This window comes from Pseudomonas sp. PL-6 (genome assembly GCF_054110165.1).
The window spans coordinates 1,184,513-1,203,006 of sequence record NZ_CM134189.1 but is presented as its reverse complement, the minus strand read 5'-3'; the positions used below and the strand labels follow the sequence as shown (position 1 = coordinate 1,203,006).

General features: G+C 57.4%; 11 protein-coding genes. 3 read left to right on the top strand and 8 right to left on the bottom strand.

Annotated elements, in window-relative coordinates; translation table 11 throughout:
• The first annotated feature begins 544 nt into the window (after window positions 1–544).
• The gene (locus ACW9UL_RS05410; RefSeq protein WP_075751197.1) at window positions 545–2,131 is read left to right on the top strand and encodes a DNA cytosine methyltransferase; all 1,587 of its coding nucleotides are present in this window, start codon (window positions 545–547) and stop codon (window positions 2,129–2,131) included.
• Here ACW9UL_RS05410 and ACW9UL_RS05405 read toward each other — a convergent pair.
• From ACW9UL_RS05405 to ACW9UL_RS05380, 6 genes are read right to left on the bottom strand one after another with little or no spacing between them, the layout of a single operon-like run.
• Window positions 2,079–2,540, bottom strand: coding sequence for a very short patch repair endonuclease (locus ACW9UL_RS05405; RefSeq protein WP_276574281.1), 462 nt, complete (start codon window positions 2,538–2,540; stop codon window positions 2,079–2,081). The genes ACW9UL_RS05410 and ACW9UL_RS05405 overlap by 53 nt on opposite strands.
• Complete coding sequence (locus tag ACW9UL_RS05400; RefSeq protein WP_457789375.1) at window positions 2,537–4,321, bottom strand: AIPR family protein; 1,785 nt, start codon at window positions 4,319–4,321, stop codon at window positions 2,537–2,539. Before ACW9UL_RS05400 ends, ACW9UL_RS05405 begins: the two co-directional genes overlap by 4 nt.
• A complete protein-coding gene (locus ACW9UL_RS05395) occupies window positions 4,311–5,327 on the bottom strand; it encodes a PD-(D/E)XK motif protein (protein WP_075749821.1) in 1,017 nt (338 codons plus the stop codon). The genes ACW9UL_RS05400 and ACW9UL_RS05395 overlap by 11 nt, the downstream gene beginning before the upstream one ends.
• Window positions 5,311–8,187: a Z1 domain-containing protein gene (locus ACW9UL_RS05390; protein WP_128729990.1), complete on the bottom strand. Its 2,877-nt coding sequence runs from the start codon at window positions 8,185–8,187 to the stop codon at window positions 5,311–5,313. The genes ACW9UL_RS05395 and ACW9UL_RS05390 overlap by 17 nt, the downstream gene beginning before the upstream one ends.
• Window positions 8,184–9,677, bottom strand: coding sequence for an ATP-binding protein (locus tag ACW9UL_RS05385; protein ID WP_201268337.1), 1,494 nt, complete (start codon window positions 9,675–9,677; stop codon window positions 8,184–8,186). The genes ACW9UL_RS05390 and ACW9UL_RS05385 overlap by 4 nt, the downstream gene beginning before the upstream one ends.
• A 38-nt stretch (window positions 9,678–9,715) precedes the next feature.
• A complete protein-coding gene (locus ACW9UL_RS05380) occupies window positions 9,716–12,340 on the bottom strand; it encodes a sigma-70 family RNA polymerase sigma factor (RefSeq protein ID WP_457790913.1) in 2,625 nt (874 codons plus the stop codon).
• Between the two features lie 636 nt (window positions 12,341–12,976).
• Between ACW9UL_RS05380 and ACW9UL_RS05375 the strand changes: the two genes are divergently transcribed.
• Window positions 12,977–13,852 (top strand): helix-turn-helix transcriptional regulator, encoded by an 876-nt coding sequence (locus ACW9UL_RS05375; protein WP_457789372.1) that lies wholly within the window; start codon window positions 12,977–12,979, stop codon window positions 13,850–13,852.
• A 14-nt stretch (window positions 13,853–13,866) separates the two neighbouring features.
• The gene (locus tag ACW9UL_RS05370; RefSeq protein ID WP_457789370.1) at window positions 13,867–14,445 is read left to right on the top strand and encodes a plasmid pRiA4b ORF-3 family protein; all 579 of its coding nucleotides are present in this window, start codon (window positions 13,867–13,869) and stop codon (window positions 14,443–14,445) included.
• A gap of 552 nt (window positions 14,446–14,997) precedes the next feature.
• Here ACW9UL_RS05370 and ACW9UL_RS05365 read toward each other — a convergent pair.
• Window positions 14,998–17,148, bottom strand: coding sequence for an NERD domain-containing protein (locus ACW9UL_RS05365; RefSeq protein ID WP_457789368.1), 2,151 nt, complete (start codon window positions 17,146–17,148; stop codon window positions 14,998–15,000).
• 179 nt (window positions 17,149–17,327) lie between these two features.
• Complete coding sequence (locus ACW9UL_RS05360) at window positions 17,328–18,293, bottom strand: YagK/YfjJ domain-containing protein (protein WP_457789366.1); 966 nt, start codon at window positions 18,291–18,293, stop codon at window positions 17,328–17,330.
• Window positions 18,294–18,494 lie beyond the last annotated feature (201 nt).

The window sequence follows — 18,494 nt, the reverse complement described above, 5'->3', positions numbered from 1 at the left end:
CTGGTGTCGATAAACGGTTGACATTTGACTGAAGGGGCCTCAATGGTCCCCTCAGTTGAACCACCGTTTTTTTTTGATTTAAAAGCCGCCACCTGCATACCGGCAGCCAGCCTTACATCCATGCCTCACAGAGCGTCTCAGCCTGCGCCAGCACCAGTTGTGCCATCTCCGCTTGTACTTAAGCAGTATTTGATTACCCAATAGCCGCAGTTTGGCACGCACACTGCCGTGCTTGCCTCAATCGGCCGCCTTGTTCTTGCGCAGACTACTGGTCAATTAATGAGCAATTCTAGCCAACGTCTCGTCGTCCAGCTCGTGTACCGAAGCCACGCTGGCCAAGGCATCACAGAAACCAGCTCATCGTCATTAAGACCAAGCTGATCGCCGCGCTCGCAGCATTATCCATACCCTCATTTCTTGCCCGCCACTTGGTGAACCGGTACCATCTGGCTCTATTTAAGCGCATACCCGTGAAGGGGCTGCGTCCCCCCCTGAGCGCAAAATGGCGCTCTTTTATTTTCCCCTTGGCGTGTTGGCTAGCTCAATGAATCACAAGGATTCAATCCCGGTCATCGACCTCTTTGCGGGGCCAGGTGGACTCGGAGAGGGATTCTCTTCCATCGGCGGTCATGAAAAGGGAACACGCAAGTTCAAGCTTCGTGTCTCGATCGAGAAGGATCCAGTCGCTCACGCGACACTCTCCCTACGCGCGCTGTTCCGCGCCTTTCCGAAAGGCGAAGCGCCTGAAGCTTACTACCAGTACACTCGGGGCGAGATTACCCGTGAAGAGCTGTTCAGGCATCCGGACGTCCCGGCGGAAGCTGTGGAGGCCTCGCAAGAGGCAAAGCTCGCGGAGCTTGGCAAGGATTCACATGAGGACATCGACCGTTGGATCAGTGGAGCTTTGAGTGGCGCAAATGAATGGGTTCTCATCGGCGGTCCACCGTGCCAGGCATACTCGGTAGCCGGCCGCGCCCGTCGGACCCGCGAGACCTTGGAGGAATTTGAGAGCGACGAGAAGCACTTTCTATACAAGGAATACCTGCGGATTATTCGCGAGTTCAAACCAACAATCTTCGTCATGGAGAACGTAAAAGGCATCCTGTCCTCGCAACACAGTGGATCGCACATCTTCCAACAGATTCTCGAAGACCTTTCGAGTCCCGCAGGAGATCTTTCGTACCGCATCCGCTCCTTTGTCGTCGCTGACGAAGCGGAAAACTTGGATCCGCACGACTTCATCATCCAAGCCGAGCGCTACGGTCTCCCACAGGCACGACACCGAGTTATATTGTTCGGTGTTCGCTCTGATGTCGCATCGAACTGTCCCGCATTGCTGGAGCGTCCTCACAACCTGGTGCTGGAACCCAGTCAAACGGCGTTTACCGTTGACCAAGCCTTATCGGGACTCCCCCCACTGCGTAGCAAGATTTCAAGGGGAGGAGACTCCCTTGAATCTTGGCTTGCAGCATTGGATGAGGCCAGCTCTATCCTTTTTCGCTCTTATGTAGCCGGTCGAGGTGATCTAATAGATACCATTCGAACTGCAGCGCTCGACGCACAGCGATTGAACTCAAACGGCAGTCGGTACATATCTTGGAACGTAGCTCCAAAGATGAGTCCCAAACAACGGGAGTGGTTCCTCGACCCCAGGCTTGGGGGAGTCCTGCAGCATGAGGCAAGGAGTCATATGCGCTCTGACCTGCATAGATATATTTTTGCTGCAAGCTTCGCAAAGCTTTACGGAACCTCCCCGAAAATACATCAGTTCCCCGAACAACTCCTGCCAGCTCATGAGAACGTTTCTTCCGCCTCAGTCCCCTTCAGTGACCGTTTCAGGGTTCAAATGGCGGATGGCCCATCTACGACTGTTGTTGCTCACATAGCCAAAGATGGCCATTACTACATACACCCCGATCCGAGTCAGTGCCGGAGCTTGACTGTTCGCGAAGCTGCACGACTGCAGACCTTCCCTGACAATTACTTCTTCGAAGGTAACAGAACACAGCAGTACACACAGGTCGGAAACGCTGTGCCGCCACTTCTAGCTCGGAAAATCGCAGCTATCGTTGCAGCGGTCATCGACTCTTATCGGGCAGGGAAAACTCGCCAAAAATTGCAGGGCCTCTGATCCAAGCGGACAGCATATCGGGAAAGGCTTCCAATGCCTGAGAGTCTCGGGTCAGACATTCCCACACAACGACAACTCGCCAACCTGCCTCTGCCAACGCAATCTGCGCCCTTAGATCCCTCTCGACATTAGCCTCGAGCTTTCTCCGCCAGAACTCGGTGCGAGTGGAAGGGATCTTTGCCTTGGAACAACCTTGATGCATATGCCAAAAGCATCCGTGCACAAAAAGCGCGACCTTCCACTTGGGAAGAACGACATCGGGGACTCCGGGCAAGTCCTTCCTGTGCAACCTGAAACGATAACCCGCCTTGAAAAGGACGCGACGTACAAGCATCTCTGGCTTGGTGTCCTTTCCCCGTATTCCCGACATCATTCGGCTGCGGATCAGTGTATTGACTACATCTGTCACAGTCCCCCCCGACGCGCCTCCGGAATATCAATGGAAGGGGCAGAGAATGGCCGGGAGAACATGGCCTCTCGACACTCTGGACGCTTCGCCCATTCAGAGATCATTCTGCCGTTAGAGGTCTCATGAAGCCGATCATTGATCTCCCGAACCCAGATTTCAATCTGCTCAACAAGCTGAGGAGATACACCTTGTCTACTCCAGATCCGTTCGAGATCAAAAGACTCGCCGTAAGTTTTTGAAACCAACGCAACAGAGTAAGCAGTAACGTTGGCAAGAAAGGCTGGTACCAATGGCCGCGCCGCCTTATGGACTGCTTTGAAAAGTAATGCTTTCGAGACAATAGCCTTGAAATAGGCAACATCAGGAACGAAAGCCTTCCCTTCAGGTTCCACTTCAGCCATGCCAGACATGAATCGATCAAAGCACTTCTGTGCACCAAGACTGACAACGTCAGCTTGGCCATCCCACGCCATGAGGTATTTTGCCAACTCGGTTTTTGTAATTTTCCTCGAGGTTGGTACAGATTCCTTCAGCGCGCGGAGTTTGGCAGGGGTCACGCCCTCTCGGGCAAGAAGAGTGTTGTAACTGCCTGCCGCCCTCTCATAGAACCAGCGCCCAGTACCGTCAGGGCAGTAGACCGAGAGCGACAACCGCTCAATATCGACATGAAACGGTTTATTGGCAGACAGGTCTGATTGACGCACAGAATTCTGACTATTTGCATATCGCGATATATCGGAAACAAGAGACTCCTCTTTTGAAGGATCCTCCTCTTTCATGACGATGATTTTGGCTGGCACGCGAACCTTGCTCAGATCCGTATCTGCATATTTTTTCTTGGCAAAGAAAATTGACGCAGTAGTCTGGCCGCCATTAACGATTTGCATCCCCCGCAACCAAACTATGCCAGGTGAACCATCTGCGGCACGGTCAAGTCGCATTTCATCAGCGACCAATACAATTCCGTTGTTGTATGCCATGAATCTTTCCGGGGCATTCCTGAGAGTATTCTGGAGCCCTGCATTCACGCCCCGGGCCTTCACGCTCAAGAATGAGCGGACATTGGCCTCAAGTAGACGAGAGCCAAATTTCTCATAGACAAACCGAAGCGCCTCACCTGGAATTGCAGTCAGTGCGTAGTCATAGTCCCCGGTGTCACCTGGCACAAAGACACAGGGTAGTGGGGAACCAGATACCTCATTGAAGTCAACGACAAGCTCATCACGTGGCTTACCTTCGGAGCGATGCCGAAATAGCCGTTCGATGTCCATGACTTCAAGCTTCACGTACTTTCCACCAACGTCTCGGGCTTTGAAACTCTTCGACTTAGCTATGCCGTCCGTGAGTACGTAGACACGAACCTGTTCAAGCCCGTCGTAAATTTCCCGAATCGTCAGCGCAAGGGAGTGGACATCGCTTGACGGATCCAGCTTATCGGCGATGCGCCCCGCTGCGCAGAGCTCCAAGAAGCGAACACACTGAGCCGCCGCCGTCTTCACGTCTTGGTCGGGTATCGGCTTCAGGCCTTCGAAACCCTCGTAGAGACTCACAAAAAGGTCAAGCTGGTCGGCCTCTTCAGACATGGCATAGCCGCTCAAGCGCAGATTCGCATTGCCTACCTTCCCTTGAAAGTGACAGACGACCGGCTCGAAGGTCATTCCGGCATCAACGAGGTGCTGCATCACTACTTCAGAGAAAACGAGCTCAGCAAAGGGGGATCCGTCGCTCATCTGAGCCGCGATCTCGCCCCTGGTCTCAGCGAAGAATTCGTCAAGCGTCATCCGTTACTCCTAGTAGCTTTAAAGCCACGTCGAGGTCCACGAGAAAATCCCCGGCGTGATCAAGATTGATTTCGTAAATTGCTCTTGTGACACCAGCTGGAACGGCTCCTACCGTCAGCCGTGGAAAGCCCGCAGACACGGAGAGAGTCCGCCTCTCCTTCGACTCGAACCTTCGGGAGTATTGGCCCGCGTGGGCGTCTGAGTAGCCAGCGACCATGAGCCTTTCGTGCAGGAAGTCGATCAACTCGGGCTCACCGCCTAGACGTCGTTCGACCTCCCCAACCATCTCGGGAAGGGTCGCGCCACCCTCTCCTCTGGCGAACCTGACAGCCGCAAGGAACAGCGGCGAGGCGACTGCATCGTCCAACTGCTCCAACGAGCCAATCTTCACCGGAAAGCCGGATGAGGACATCGTCGCCTTGACCTCTATAGCCCCGTCTCCCAAAAGGAAATCCTGAGGGGCATCGTCGGGCCCAACCCAGCCTTTGAGGATCGTCTCCGGAGAAATCCCCGCATCGAAAAGAATGCCCATGAAGAAGAGCTCTCCCGCCAGACCGAGTTCCGCCTCGGGGCTGAGAGGTCCCGCGCCGCGCGACATGAACTGCTGCCACATGCGCACCCGGCGCAGCATGGTCCGCAGAACAGCGGCCTCGCCCTCCGCCGCGCAGCCGTCCATGGCCCCGGCAACATCGCCGACCATTTCCACGAACAGTTCGGGACTTCCCGACTCCTTCCTAGACAACGCTATCCAAGTCTTGCCATCGCCGCGAGGATCCGCCCGAACGACCTCGAACCCCCTGCCCTCGGGCAGTCGCTCGGACGAACCGAGACGGGCCGTCGGAAAGCGAGCCAGAAGAGCCTCCTCGTTACCGGGGAAGCGCCGAGCAGCCAAGAGCTCGCACTCGCCGACGGGAGTCACGGCGATACCGCGCCAGCCGCTCTCCTCCCCACTGCGTCCGGAAAGCGCCTCCCAAGCGGCGACGAACTCGTCAATTGGCCGGGGCATACTCGGTCTCCCAGAGGAGGTGATCCACCTCGTACTTGACGGTCGTCGTCGAGCGACTAGCGGGGAAGCTGGCCCCGAAGGCGATAACGGGCGGGCCGTCGGCGGGCAGGTTCGCGGCGGCGGGATCGAGAGGATAAATCAGCAGGAGACCTCGCTTGGGATTCCCCGGAACGCCATCGGCGCCCAGTCCGCGCACCCTCCTGACACACGGGCCGCTAGGCGACTTCGGAGGTTCCTTACCGGTGTCCTCGGTTCCTCTGGCGGGATCCTTGGTCCAAGCGGAGACCGTGAGTTCGAGAGCAGCCTGCCAGGCATCTTCTTCAAGATCGATCGACTCGTCCCTCGGCGACAGAAGTCGCCCGATGGAGTAATGCTCCCCGCCCTCCTTCGGCTTCCGGACGACCATGTTCTCGACGGCGTACTTACCGCATAAAACGTGTGAGGCGCCGTCGCCGCCGCCCAGAAGAACGACCGTCCAGGAGGTTAGCTCGCCACCCGCTGCCATCACTTTGACAAAGTCAGCCAGCACCGCGCTGTTTACTTTCCTGGCTGCCGGGTGAGTGAGATAGCTGGTGAAGAAGTCCACTACATGGTCGGCCGGGACGCTCTCCCAGAGGAACCCCTTCCATTCCTGGCGACCTTCGCCGCGCCGTCGGGAAATGACACCGTCGCAACAAGGGGCTCCGGCCGCCTCCAAGAGACGTTCGGCGACGGTCAGATTCTTATCAAGGGTGGCTCTGTCTCGATGAAAGGCCACGGTCTCCAGCACCTCGCCGCTGAACGACAGTTGAAGACTCTTCGCGCTGCGCATCTTGATCGGCGAGGTGACCATCAGGACGGGGTGAGACTGGACCTTCATGCCATAGCTTTCGGGGGTCGCCTTGACCGCAGCCATGGTGTCGAACTCTTGGCGAAGCTCCTCGGCCGCGTCGGCGATGTGGCCGAACCACTCGACGAGATCGGAGGTCGTGTAAAGGCGGCACAGATCAAGGTACCCAGGACGGTAGCCGAACCAGCGGCCCATCTGCATCAGGGTGTCGTACATCTTCGTGGAGCGCACGAAGTAGCTGACGCAGAGCCCTTCAAGAGTCAGCCCCCGGGCGAGCTTGTCGCCGCCGACGGCGATGACCTTTAAGCCGGTCTCCTCGCGCTCTGCGTAGTCAAGGACGTCCCCGGCCGAGCCGTTAATAGCCCTGACGCTGTTCGCAAGATCTTCGAGAACTTCAGGGAGCACTGCCTCGACGTCATCCCACTGGGGAAGGTCGAACTCGCCGCCCACCTCGCCCATAGCTGTCGCCACGGCGGCTGACGTTGGGACGAAGTCGGACTCCCAAAGCTCGAGCCACTCGGCCATCAACTTATCCTTCTCCGCCTGACCGAACCCTCTCACTCGGTTGCGGAAGTGTTTCACGAGCTCGTCGACCTGGCGTCGTACTTCTTCCTGGACAGCGGTGTAGCGCGTCACGTGAATCAGCATCGAGCAGTGCCTGCGGCCCTCACCGCGCAGGACGCGGACAGCGCAGGCCAGGACAAAGACGGATACCGCCTCCCTTAGGGACGGTGGGACCTCGTCACGTCCCTCGAACATGGGCACGTGGCTCTTGTCGTGTCGGGGCGGCATCCAACCGTCCTCGCCCCAAGCGTCAATCTGATCATTCACCTCCCGGGTCAGCGGCAGGCCACCGTCTCTGCCCTCAGTCGAGCGCAGTCCGAAGACACGGGCGGGGCCAACGTAGTTCGAGGGGGCAGAGATGTTGATGATAAAGGACTGCGGGAACAGGTCAGGCCCCTCCTCCTTGGTCGCCTTGCGCCGATCAATGAAGATGTTTGCGAACGGCGTGGCGGTGTATCCGACGTAGGCCTTTCGGGAGAAAGAGTGGAGGATCTTCCGGATTCGGCTGTTGATGGCCTTGGGCTGATACTCGTCGTCCACCGTACCGTCCTTGTTCACGACTTGATCCCCGGTGTCCACCGACGCATGATCTGCCTCATCGTCGATCAGAAGCAGAGGGAAACCTGAAACGAGCGGACGGCCGTCGGCGTCCTTGGAATCCGCGACGTGGTTGCGAATCCATTTGAGGAGGCGGTCCAGCACCGTCTTGTTCTTCTTCACCACGAAGAGCCAGGGACGCTGCTCCGGGGAGATGGCGAGGTGCTTCGCGACCTTGGTGTTGAAATCCCCGTTGTCGGAGCGATTCGTCGCGCAGTTGGGGCGAATCTCAGCGTCGCGACCGTTCTCGCCGACTCCGATGTAGCGGACTACGTCATTCTTCGCCGAGGTCTCGTAGCCGAGGAAGCCTTCCTCCAGACGAATCTGAGTCTGCGAGCGCAGGTTGTTGTGCAGACCGGCGAGGACGATGACTATCTTGTAGCCCGCGTCGGCCGCCTTGCATATCAGCCCCGTGTAGTTGCCCGTCTTGCCTGACTGGACGTGCCCGACGACGAGCCCGCGCCGATCCCAGCATCCCTGACGCAGAGGATCTTCGAGCAGCTCCAATACTTTGTTGGTCGCGTCATCCAAGGCGTCCACGGCCTTGACGGACATCTTGCCCTCCAAGAAGTCGCGGTAGCGCTGCCAGTAGCGCCAATCCTTCCTGCGGGCGGCGGTGAGCCAGTCCTTGTGGCCGGTCTTGTCGGAGAGCGTGGAAGCCCCGCCGATCCATAGACTGAATCGACGAATGAGCTCCGCGACCACCTCCTTCCTGTCGATGCTCTCGCCCGGGGCCATGTGAGTCGCCACGAAGTCGACCTTCTCGGCTATCAGGGTCGGCGTGACCGCGCCCTTCTCCATGGCCTCGGCCAGGAACGTCTGGGCGACGCTTACGACCCGCTGAAACACCTTGCTCTGCTCTTCCGTCATCCTGCATTCCCTTCGTCAGGCGTTGCCGCGATATCCGGGAGGCTCGCGACGAGATTTGGGTAGATCTGAAAAGGCTCCGTAGAGGACAGGGCTCTGACGGCCGCCTCCGGACTCATGCCGCGCCGCCCGATCATGTCCCGGAACAGGGTCAGAAGCACGGTCTTGACGCCGTCGGGGGCCGTCTCGGCCTCTCCCGAGAAGCCGGTTCTCGGGGTGTCCTTGTTCTCGGCAGTGTCGAGCCATATCCGCTGAACAGGGACGGTCTCCTCCACAACCCGGAGCATCGCCCGGACAAGGTCAGCTTTGTCACCAACCGACTCTATGACTGCAGCTACCGCCGGATGCCCCTCATCAATGCGGTAACGCACACCGCCTTTGAGCCTGTCGACACGCCATGCTTGTTGCTCGACCTTGAGGCCGCCCGGCCCGGGCATTGGCGCACCACGAAAGGCAAAGACCCTTCTAGCTCTTTCTCGAGTATCCTCAGCCAACTTGGTAAGCCATGGGCGCACTGTTACAGGTGGCCGTGCGGTTGACTTCTTGACATCAATTTTCCAGGTGGAATCAGCAGTGTTGGGGATATCCAACCTGATTCTGGCGAGCCGCTGAGGCTCCTCCCGATTCCACGAGCGCCCCTGCCCAAGCCCAAGCCACCCTCCTGCCAGAAGCAAACGGCGGTTCCGGTATACGTAAAAGCCCTGCTGGGATGTCCACCCCTCTGGCCCGCCTGCTTTAAGGTATTCGTCCTCGGAGATCCGATCTTTGTGTGGCAGAACATGGCATTGAGCCTCAACTAGACCGGACGGAGTGATAATCTGAGCGACCGGTGATTGCCACGGTTTCGCAGGGTGGCCTGTCATGAAGGGATCCCAAGGGCTCACCAATCTGTCGTTGATGAACAGCCGAAAAATCGGGTTTGGCCCTTCTAGCAAACGATGGAAGACCATTGCCAAACGTAGCTCTACGTCGTCGGCCAAGTCCGCAAAGTGGTCGAGGTCATAGCCGGGAGTAACAATGCGATCCAATCGTTCCCAGAGGACGATCGTTCCATGGCAGAGAGTCTCGATTGGCTCAACGAACGCATCGGAACCAAAGGCCGGCCCCTCAAACATCTTCCATCCACCGTCCTGCGATGCCGCAATGGCATCGAGATCCCAACGCAAACAGGAAACGGGGCCATCCATCCTTCTGGATGCGACAGTAAGACAGCGGCATTGAGAGAAGGAGGCAGTTTTCAAGCCCATCCCGAAACGACCGAGATCAGTGGGTGCGCGCTCATCAAGAGGACTCTTGGCACCAAGAGTCATGGCAGTCTCCAGTTCGGCGTCGTCCATTCCACGGCCGTTGTCCAAGATGGATATCCGGCTTTCCTGCCCATCCCATTCAAATTTCACACGAACCACTGTTGCCCCAGCTGACACGCTGTTATCAATCACATCTGCCAAAGCAGCTGCTGTTGAGTAACCGAGGCCACGCAGGGCTTCCAGCATCGCCCCTGCTCGTGGCGGAGCAAATCGGGTTCTCACGTTCATTTGACGTAGGTATTTCCTAAATGAAGGGCAAATCCGGCATTCATGAGTTTCCGGGCAATACTGCGAATAGCGGCATCTGACCGTGCCGAAAAAGACACGCGGATCTGTCCGCCATGGAGACGAGCGTCCTCTACCGTAAGCCCTAACATTCGAGCCTCTTCGAGAAGCTCGGAAAGCAGCTCATATTGACGCTCGGATACTGCCTCAGGGCTTCTCGCCGACACAGGCTGCTCGCCCGATTGGAAAACATCCTTCAGCGGATCAGCGAGCTGTTGATCACACGTCACCTCTCGAGCATGCCTATCTTCGGGCGATTGTGGCATTTCCGCTGAGGAGGAAGGGGGTGCGGGGGGAAGCTTCCACTCAAATTGATCGCCCATGTACAGGGCAAGTTTTTCTTTCCTTGCAGGGGTGGATAATTTCCCCAAGGCTTTTGATTCTATTTGTCGAATTCGTTCGCGAGTAACATTGAATCGAAGCCCCACCTCCTCCAAAGTCATGGGCTCCTCGCCCCCAAGACCAAAGCGAAGCTTTATTACCTCAGCGGCACGCTCATCAAGGCTACCAATAACATTGAGAATGAGCTTCCGAAGAGAGTCCTCCTCAACTGCAGGAGCAGGATCCGAAGTCTCAAACTCCACCAAGGTGTCGATACGAGGAAGTCCAGTATCTCTGCTGACCTCATCCAAGGAGACGACATCATCAAAAGCTGCCAGGAAAAATCTGATTTTATCGATGGGTATCCCCATCCGACGCGACGTCTCGATTTCGGTTTCAGGGCGCCCTGTCTTGTTTTCATATAGCGCCCTCTGGCGCAGGATAGGCAAGGCGTCTTTGTGAACGTGCACCGGAACACGAATGGTCCTAGCCTTGTTGTCTATTGCGCGAGATATCTGCTGACGGATCCACCACATTGCATAAGTGGAAAATCTAAATCCCTTTCGCCAGTCATAGCGCTCAACGGCCTTGATCAGACCGATATTCCCCTCCTGCACCAGATCATCGAAGGGAAGCTCAGACCACATATATTTCCTGGCAGTGGAGTACACCAAGCGCAGGTTAGCGAGGATCATCCGCTCCCTTGCACCGACCTGGCGCCGAACTGCAGATACGAAAGTCTCGCCCGCCGGGTCGGCTGCTTTACGTGCAAGCTCTAACAGGAAGCCTCTTGAAAGGCACGCAGCTGCAAGTGCTGAGCGCACTCGGACTTGATCTCCGCCCGCAGATCTTGCTGCGGAGATTGCGGAGAGGAAAGCTGCCCCCTTTGGATCAGAGGCTACTTCTTCATCTTTTTCAGCATCGTCCTCAATTGCCGCCGACCCAATGCTCTCCTCATCTCCCTCACCGGGCGCAATCTCGGAACTAAATGTTCCATAATCAGCTTCTCCACGAGCAACCCTATCAGCAGCCTCGAAAACCATAGAAAGGCCCGCGGGCCAGCCAGAAAGAGCGTCCAGCGCCTGAGCCCCGGCCTCCTCCATCTCACGTCCCAAAGAAATTTCTTCTTCGGCCCGAAGCAGGTCAGCTTTGAGTCCTTTGACGTAGTATCGCAAAGGGTCGTTGCGACCGGATGCCAGGTCCTCCGCAAACTCCAGGGCCTCAACTAATAACAGCTCCTCTTCGGCCGTTGGCTCAGTCAGATCCGACTGATAAGCCCACGCCCCGGATTCGTCGATCACCACACCCAGATCGCCCAAAACAAAGGCCAGCAATCGCTCAGACTCTTCGTTGCGACAGTCGTCAGCCCCTCGACAGACCTCGATAAGATCGGCTTCGGATACAGCACCCTCACGCAGCGCCCGGAGTAGCAAACCACGGACGCCTTCGCCCTCGTCATGCGCCAACGGAAGCGCCCTGACGGGGAGGAACAGGTCAATGTCGTCCCATTCCACATCAGTATCGATAGCTTTGTGCCGACCGATCACTTCCTGAAGTGCACTGGTTCCCTTGGCAACGGTATCGTCACCCTTCGGGGCAACCGCCTCCGGCTCCGCTAACCAGTCGCTTTCAAATCCAGACTCAAGAGGTTCGTCGTCAATATCGATGAGGTTTGACAGCCTTCCCATAACGACGGGTAAAGCTTGTTTGACGGTGAACGACTCCTCCACATTCAGAAAAGGCCCTTCACCAGAGGGAGAGGGTCTAGGAATGAAACGGCCATCAACCTCAGCTACTTTTCTGAGCTGAGCTTCCATACAGACCGGCTCATCCTCCGCTTTGCAGGAATCAAGCTCTCTAGAGAGGGAGGCCTGAGAGGCATCTGCCTTTGTGGCATTGGCCTGGGTTGACTCACTCGGCAGAGACGAAGCTTCTCCGGGCACCTCGCTCTCTTTTATCGGGTCCAGAACATCCAGAGCATTTCGCAGCAGTGCGATACATTCAGAACATCCACCCTTCTCCGCGTAGGCCAGGGTGCTCACCCCTTGAGAGTCGAGCAGTTCCGGATTGGCTCCAGCAGTCAAAAGAAGCCGCACAACACCCTTTTTCCTTCTTGCGGCGGCAAGCATCAGAGGAGTGGCGCCGGCATTGTCCCGGGCGTTTAGGTCATCGCCCCTGGCTATATGGAGCTTGACGGCAACCTCAACGCCAGCAATCGACGCCATACGGAGTAAAGGGTTCATAGTCACGACCGTGCCACCCTCATACGCGCGCACCCGCAACAATAGCTTGGGAAATGGAGTTGCTGCATACGACTATTTTCAGGGGTGACTCCTTGTCCATGGTCCAGTCCCAAACGGCATGAAAGGTCGTACTCACCCTCACGGGTAAACGGGCTCAGGCCGAACAAGGGCGACGCAAAATCGACGCGCCCGGTCGGGAGGTGAAGCGGGTTAGCGGCTATCCCTGACGCTACTGCGGCCCTCCATGATGATACTGCGGTCACAATATCCACCGGTCTTATTTGGGTAAAGCCTGAGAGGCAGCTGGCCAGTGTTTTTTTGTACATCTGTTCATATTTCAGCCAGCGACTCAGGCAGCTTGTACTTCGCGATGCCGCCAGCCGCGGTGACGCAGACAGTAATCGCCCGACTTGCTCGCAAAGAAAACCGCCTGACGATGGGCACTGATGTTGGGCTGCCCATTCTTGACCACCACATCTAACGGGCAACCTGAAAGATATGTCGCGCGACTGGACACACCAATAGTGGGCATTCATACAGGTCAAGTTTTCAGGCGGATTGTCCGCCCGGCAGACAGTACAATCAGCCCTGAAATGAATTCGGCGAACTTAAAGTTTTCGAGCAGATGGAAGGGCCATGAAACGCAAGCAGTCAATCGAGTCCGTGCGCTGGGATCTGGCGCTGCGCTATCGCCTCATCGAGACAGTGGCCTGGTGGGAAGGCCGCCTGACCACCAATCACTTGATGCAGAGCTTCGGCATCAGCCGCCAGCAGGCGTCGAAGGACATCAACACCTACATCAGCGAACACGCGCCGAAGAACCTCGAATATGACAAGCATTTGAAGGGGTACGTCCCGAGCCGACGCTTCCAACCGCTGTTCATCGACGACAGCGCCAGCGCCTATCTGCACCTGCTCAACCAGAACCATGAGCGCGCTCCGCATATCGAAGGCCTGGCACTGGCCTATGCGCACACAGAGGTACTGGCAGTGCCGGATCGCTCGGTAAGGCCGGAAGTGCTGCGCCCGCTGCTCAAAGCCTGCCGGGAGGGGCTGCGCCTGGAATGCGAGTACGTGTCCTTCACCACGCCCGATGGCGAAACCCGCCTGATTGCCCCGCACACCCTGGTTTACACCGGCATGCGCTGGCATGTGCGAGCGTACTGCGAGAAGAATCGGGACTATCGTGACTTCGTCCTGAGCCGCTTCCGGGGTATACCGGAGCTGATGGATGATCCGACCGATCACGGCCGCGAGAGTGATCCGGGCTGGGCCACCTCACTGCCGGTGATCATCGAGCCCGACTCGCGCCTGAAACAAGAACAACGCGCCATCATCGAGGCCGACTACGGCATGCAGGATGGCCGACTGGTAATCGAAACCCGCGGCGCCCTGGTGCAGTACGTGCTGCAGCGCTATCAGATCGACCCGACCAAGGTGCATGCCAAGGCGACGGCGCAGCAGATTGTCGTCGCCAACCTGGATGAACTGCAGCCGTGGCTGTATCACTGAGCAAGGATAAAGACATGGCCACTCAACCTCTGCTCTACACCCTGCATATCCAACTGGAACCGCTGCAGCTCGATCCGCCGATCTGGCGGCGCATTCGCGTCAGCGGCGATTGCACCCTGCGTAAACTGCACCATTTCATTCAGGCGGCCATGGGCTGGCACAGCAGTCATCTGCATGAGTTCAGTTTGGGGATGAACCGCTACATGCCCCTGGATGCCGAGTTTATGGATGACGACGAAGCGCTGGATGATCGCAAGTTCAAGCTGCGCCGCATGCTGAAGGAAGGCGACCGGCTGCGCTACCTCTACGACTTCGGCGATAGCTGGCAGCACGTGATCGCCGTAGAGGCCGTTGAACCCTGCGACTTCACTGGAAGCTGGTGTGAAGTGCTAGATGGCGCCCGCGCCTGCCCTCCCGAGGATGTAGGCGGTGTGCCGGGTTATCTGGACTTTCTGGCACTGATCCAGCAACCGGCCAGCGAGGAAGGCCGAAACGCACTGGAATGGGCCGGTGGCTGTTTCGATCCTGAGGGTTTTGATCGCCGAGCGGCCAACGCGGCTGTGCAGCGGATCTGTAATAACCTGTGGGGCTGAGTCAGCAGCGCCCCAACTACTCCAGCAGAAGCAGTCTGACAGGCTGTTCACGATGAAGCGGCCTGACTAGCACGATCGATACCGCCGCGGTATCGAAGTCCGGACGCTCACTGGACTGCACCGCCATAGGCCAGCCTGGCCAGTCCGAGCAAGACCGCCACAAGACAGACAAGGGCCAGGACATCATGAGGCGAGATCAGCAAAGTGAACATGGTGAACCTCCGGATAGGTGATGGCTCGACCATAGCGAGGCGCTCCTGCCATGGCCACCTGTCCACTTTTGGCATGTAAACAAAGTGGGCAGGTCATCCACTCAAACGATTGATGGGGTGTTTGGATACGCCATCCCCGCCCATGGCGCTCGACTACCAGAGCATTCCCGTCCGCCGGCACCGGCTCCCCTCAGGCCTCAAACGCAGGTGCTGCGCATCTTTGACGGGGTACTTCACGGCCTTGTGCACATGACGCTGAATCGCCCGGTCGGCACTCAGGATGCGGCCGATGCCAACGCACCGCGTAGCAGACCGAACCAAGGCCATTACCATCCAAGTGCTAGCAGATGCCTCGCCACAGCTCATCGGACTCGACAACAGCGATAAATCGTCCCGCAGTAAACCCGTCGGGAAACAGCGAATGCTGACCTTCCTCGTCAAGCTGCCCCATTGGCCGGAGGAGCTGCTTCTCGTCACGCAGAATGACCTCCAGTGCCTCACGGGATACCACTCTGAACCCATCGACTGACTGCCCATCGAGCTCAATGGAGGTATCGACGATCCAAGCCCGCAGGTCCGCCTCAGGATGCTGACCGTGGTAGCCCAACCTGAAGCGCAGATCTTGATCAGCCACCAACGCCTTTGCCACCGCAATCCGCTTGCGCCGTAGCTGCCAGGCAGCCTTACGCAAGGTGTTGGTGCGATGCAACCAGACCTCATGGGTAGTCGAACGGATATACCCCGACTTGACTTCCATGAGCAGCAGTACGCCATCCTGCTGGCAGATCAAATCCACTTCTCCGGCATCGTCTTCTTCTGTCACTAGCGGCCGATAACCCACCTCAACGGTAAAGCCTCGTTGCCGAAGGCTCTCGGCCAGTGCCAGCTCCACACGCTGGGTTTCTGTCTGCACATCAGCTCTGCGGGCTTTCACGCGCCGCAGGTTATTGAGGGCTGCCGTCAGGTTGTTCTGCTGCGCGCCGACCCAAGGAAACTGAAAGCTGTAGCGGCCAACTTTGTAGAAGGGCTGCTCATATAGGCGCGGCGCAGGCATCCCTGGCTGCTGCTTCAGTTGCTGAGATAACGCGCTGAGGTCGCTGGTCCAGAATCTGAGAATGGCCTTGGCTGAATCGGCGCTGCCTCGCGGATGTTCCTTGCTGACCGTCCAGCCTTTAATCCTGCGGATCTTCTCTTCCTCTTCGAACCAGGTCATGGGGAACCTGTTTTCCCTCGACAGCAAGCCATCCATGGCCAGACGGCCGAGCGCATGGGCAAGCACGCCTGACTCGCGAAGATAGCCCTGGAATGGCTGGATGAACTGGCTCTGAAAGAAAACCGACGTCAGTTCACTCGCCAGCAACACGTGGTGAAGCTGAACCTGGATGCCATCACTGAGTGAGAGCCGATGACCCAGGCCGTAAATCTGCTGCAACTGCAGCTCGCTGCGCATCGCCTTGATGTAGGCCAACTGATTCAGCTCATGATTCTCCGGCGAGCCGATCATTTGTTCGGCCAGGCCGGAGTCGACGAATGCCTGCACGGCACGGCTCATCCAGTAGTGCCAAAGCAGATCGCTCTTGCGCCCGGTTCGCTGCCACCGCTCGGTTCCCGCCTCCGACTGGTTATAGATAACCGACTCGCCCGGCTTTAGCTGGTAACGGCATTCAGGATCGAAGCAGAACCAGTCAATCGAACCCTCGTAATCGATCCGCTCTTGGGTTGCCGCAATCAGAACAGCTAGCCATTCGAGGTTTTCACGACATCTAGCTGCATCAACGGTGGACGATTCGGGGAAAATAATCGGTGACAGGTGACGCTTCAGCGACTGCCCGAGCCGCGACTCGTTCAGGCGAAAATCTTCCTCCGGGCAAGCCTGGAGTTTCCTCAGGATAATGCGGTTGTAGACCTTCCACTGCTGGCCGGAACGATCATCGGAAGCGTCTTCAGAAAACGCCTGATAAGCCAGCACGCTGAGGTAGGAAAACAATTCCAGCAGGGATAAGTGCCCAAGCTGCTTTTCAGCGTTGGTAATCAGCTCATCAAAGGGCTTGAGCTGATCCAGCAAACGGTCACAGACACCGAAGAATACCTGCCACTCTCCCCCCACGAGCGCCGCACGAAGCGCAAGCCATAGCGGCGAAGCAGTACGCTCAAACAGCTTCGAGTAGCGGATTGCCCATCTGAGGGTGTCTGGGGCATGGCTGGCCAGCTCCAGCAGTAGGTCGACACTGACTGCATTGTCGAAGTGCAGCACCCGACTGAGAGCAAGGCTTGCCAGCTCGGAGCGAGTGACCGCCTCCACATCACGCCAAAACGCAGCTGAAGCCAGGCCCGTCGAACGGTCAAGAGCAGAGAGGTTTTTACCTGCCGGCCGTTGATCCAGGAAATGATGCAGGCTTTCATCAAGAGCACGTCCCTTGCTGAGTGCCGGCTGATTCCGTTCATATACCGACTGGTAATGCTGCCGGCATCGCTCCCCCTTCTCTGTCATCCCACAGCACTCACACCAGCCTTGGATTCCTGGACAGAGCCTAAACCATCGGCCGACCAGGACTCCACAGGCACTGCGCTAGCACCCGGCACGCTGGCGACCCATCGGATCACCAGCACGAGCTTTAGCTACCAAACCAACCTGCGTGATGAGTTACAGTCGCAGGGAGAGCGGGCCGATTAGTCGCCCCGAAAGCCTCTCCTTGCCTGCCCCTTACGCAAGCAGCGAGCACCTACCGGCTTGAGTCGCAGATGTTGATCACTCTTGACCAGGTAACGCATGGCGTAATGCACGTGACCCCGCGCGTTCAGGTCTCGCCGGTGGATCAGGCCAATGCCAAGCCTGTCTTGGTATTTATCCTTTTCGAGGTTGCAGTTGTTGAAGCAGCCCTGACCACGGGTAATGCGCTCCCACAGCTCACCGATCCGCTGGGCCCTGTAGATGTCGGCACTCACTTCAGAGCCGTTGAAGAAGAACGCAGCATGGATGTGATAGCCCCGATCCTCGCCTTGTTCAACGCTGCAGATGTAGCCGGTTTCATGGTCAAAAATCAGGTTACGTTCACGCTCAGCAATCAACCGATTCAGGTCGTCGAATACGCGCTCCACACGCAACCTCGCTTGGGCCTCTGTACGGTAATACAGATCAACCCTGACCACGCAGGTACGGGCGTAGCGATCAAGCACGGTATCCACGTAGCGGCCGACCTCGATCTCCTGCTGAATGGCCAGGTAGCGCTGGTCAGCGTCCCGACGCATGAACCTCTTTTGGGTGCGGAGAGTACGGATGCACTTGGTCAGCTCGTTCAGTGTCTCGCTGGTGCTCAGGTAGCGTGTTTCGTCCTCGTTTAAGCAGGTAATTCCAACGGGGCTGAGCTCAACCCCAATGGACTGGCAGGCTTGCTGAAAGAGGCTCAAGTGCCAGCTGGACTGGTACTCCACATCTCCCTCGAACAGCGTGACCATCTGCTCGATCCCATCGAAGTATTTTGACAGCCTGGTTTCTCTGACCTGCTCATCTCCATGCTTCGAGTATGTGATTCGGTAGGCTTGGCTATCTGTACGCTGGATGGCGTTGATGAGGCGCTCAATCCGGATAGCGGTATCGGACTGAGATCGAAGGGTGTTGGTGTTTCGTTCGGTCATGGTTGTGTACCTGATTGGTGGTTTCGCATACCAGGTACGTGCTGTGTATTTTTTAACCGACGGCCTAACCCATAGGCAGGGTGATAGAGCTCGTGTAGCCATTAGAGCTCAGCCTATTGAGTGGTTATGGATTGATAGCCTGGATCTATATAACTAGATCCCGATCCAAGCCCCAGCGACCATCCCAGGCTGGCTAGGCAA

Excerpts from the sequence above, each read along its gene's own strand:
- ACW9UL_RS05410 (WP_075751197.1), top strand. The coding sequence starts at position 545 with ATGAATCACAAGGATTCAATCCCGGTCATCGACCTCTTTGCGGGGCCA.
- ACW9UL_RS05400 (WP_457789375.1), bottom strand. The coding sequence starts at position 4,321 with ATGACGCTTGACGAATTCTTCGCTGAGACCAGGGGCGAGATCGCGGCT.
- ACW9UL_RS05395 (WP_075749821.1), bottom strand. The coding sequence starts at position 5,327 with ATGCCCCGGCCAATTGACGAGTTCGTCGCCGCTTGGGAGGCGCTTTCC.
- ACW9UL_RS05390 (WP_128729990.1), bottom strand. The coding sequence starts at position 8,187 with ATGACGGAAGAGCAGAGCAAGGTGTTTCAGCGGGTCGTAAGCGTCGCC.
- ACW9UL_RS05385 (WP_201268337.1), bottom strand. The coding sequence starts at position 9,677 with ATGCTGGAAGCCCTGCGTGGCCTCGGTTACTCAACAGCAGCTGCTTTG.
- ACW9UL_RS05380 (WP_457790913.1), bottom strand. The coding sequence starts at position 12,340 with ATGAACCCTTTACTCCGTATGGCGTCGATTGCTGGCGTTGAGGTTGCC.
- ACW9UL_RS05375 (WP_457789372.1), top strand. The coding sequence starts at position 12,977 with ATGAAACGCAAGCAGTCAATCGAGTCCGTGCGCTGGGATCTGGCGCTG.
- ACW9UL_RS05370 (WP_457789370.1), top strand. The coding sequence starts at position 13,867 with ATGGCCACTCAACCTCTGCTCTACACCCTGCATATCCAACTGGAACCG.
- ACW9UL_RS05365 (WP_457789368.1), bottom strand. The coding sequence starts at position 17,148 with ATGACAGAGAAGGGGGAGCGATGCCGGCAGCATTACCAGTCGGTATAT.
- ACW9UL_RS05360 (WP_457789366.1), bottom strand. The coding sequence starts at position 18,293 with ATGACCGAACGAAACACCAACACCCTTCGATCTCAGTCCGATACCGCT.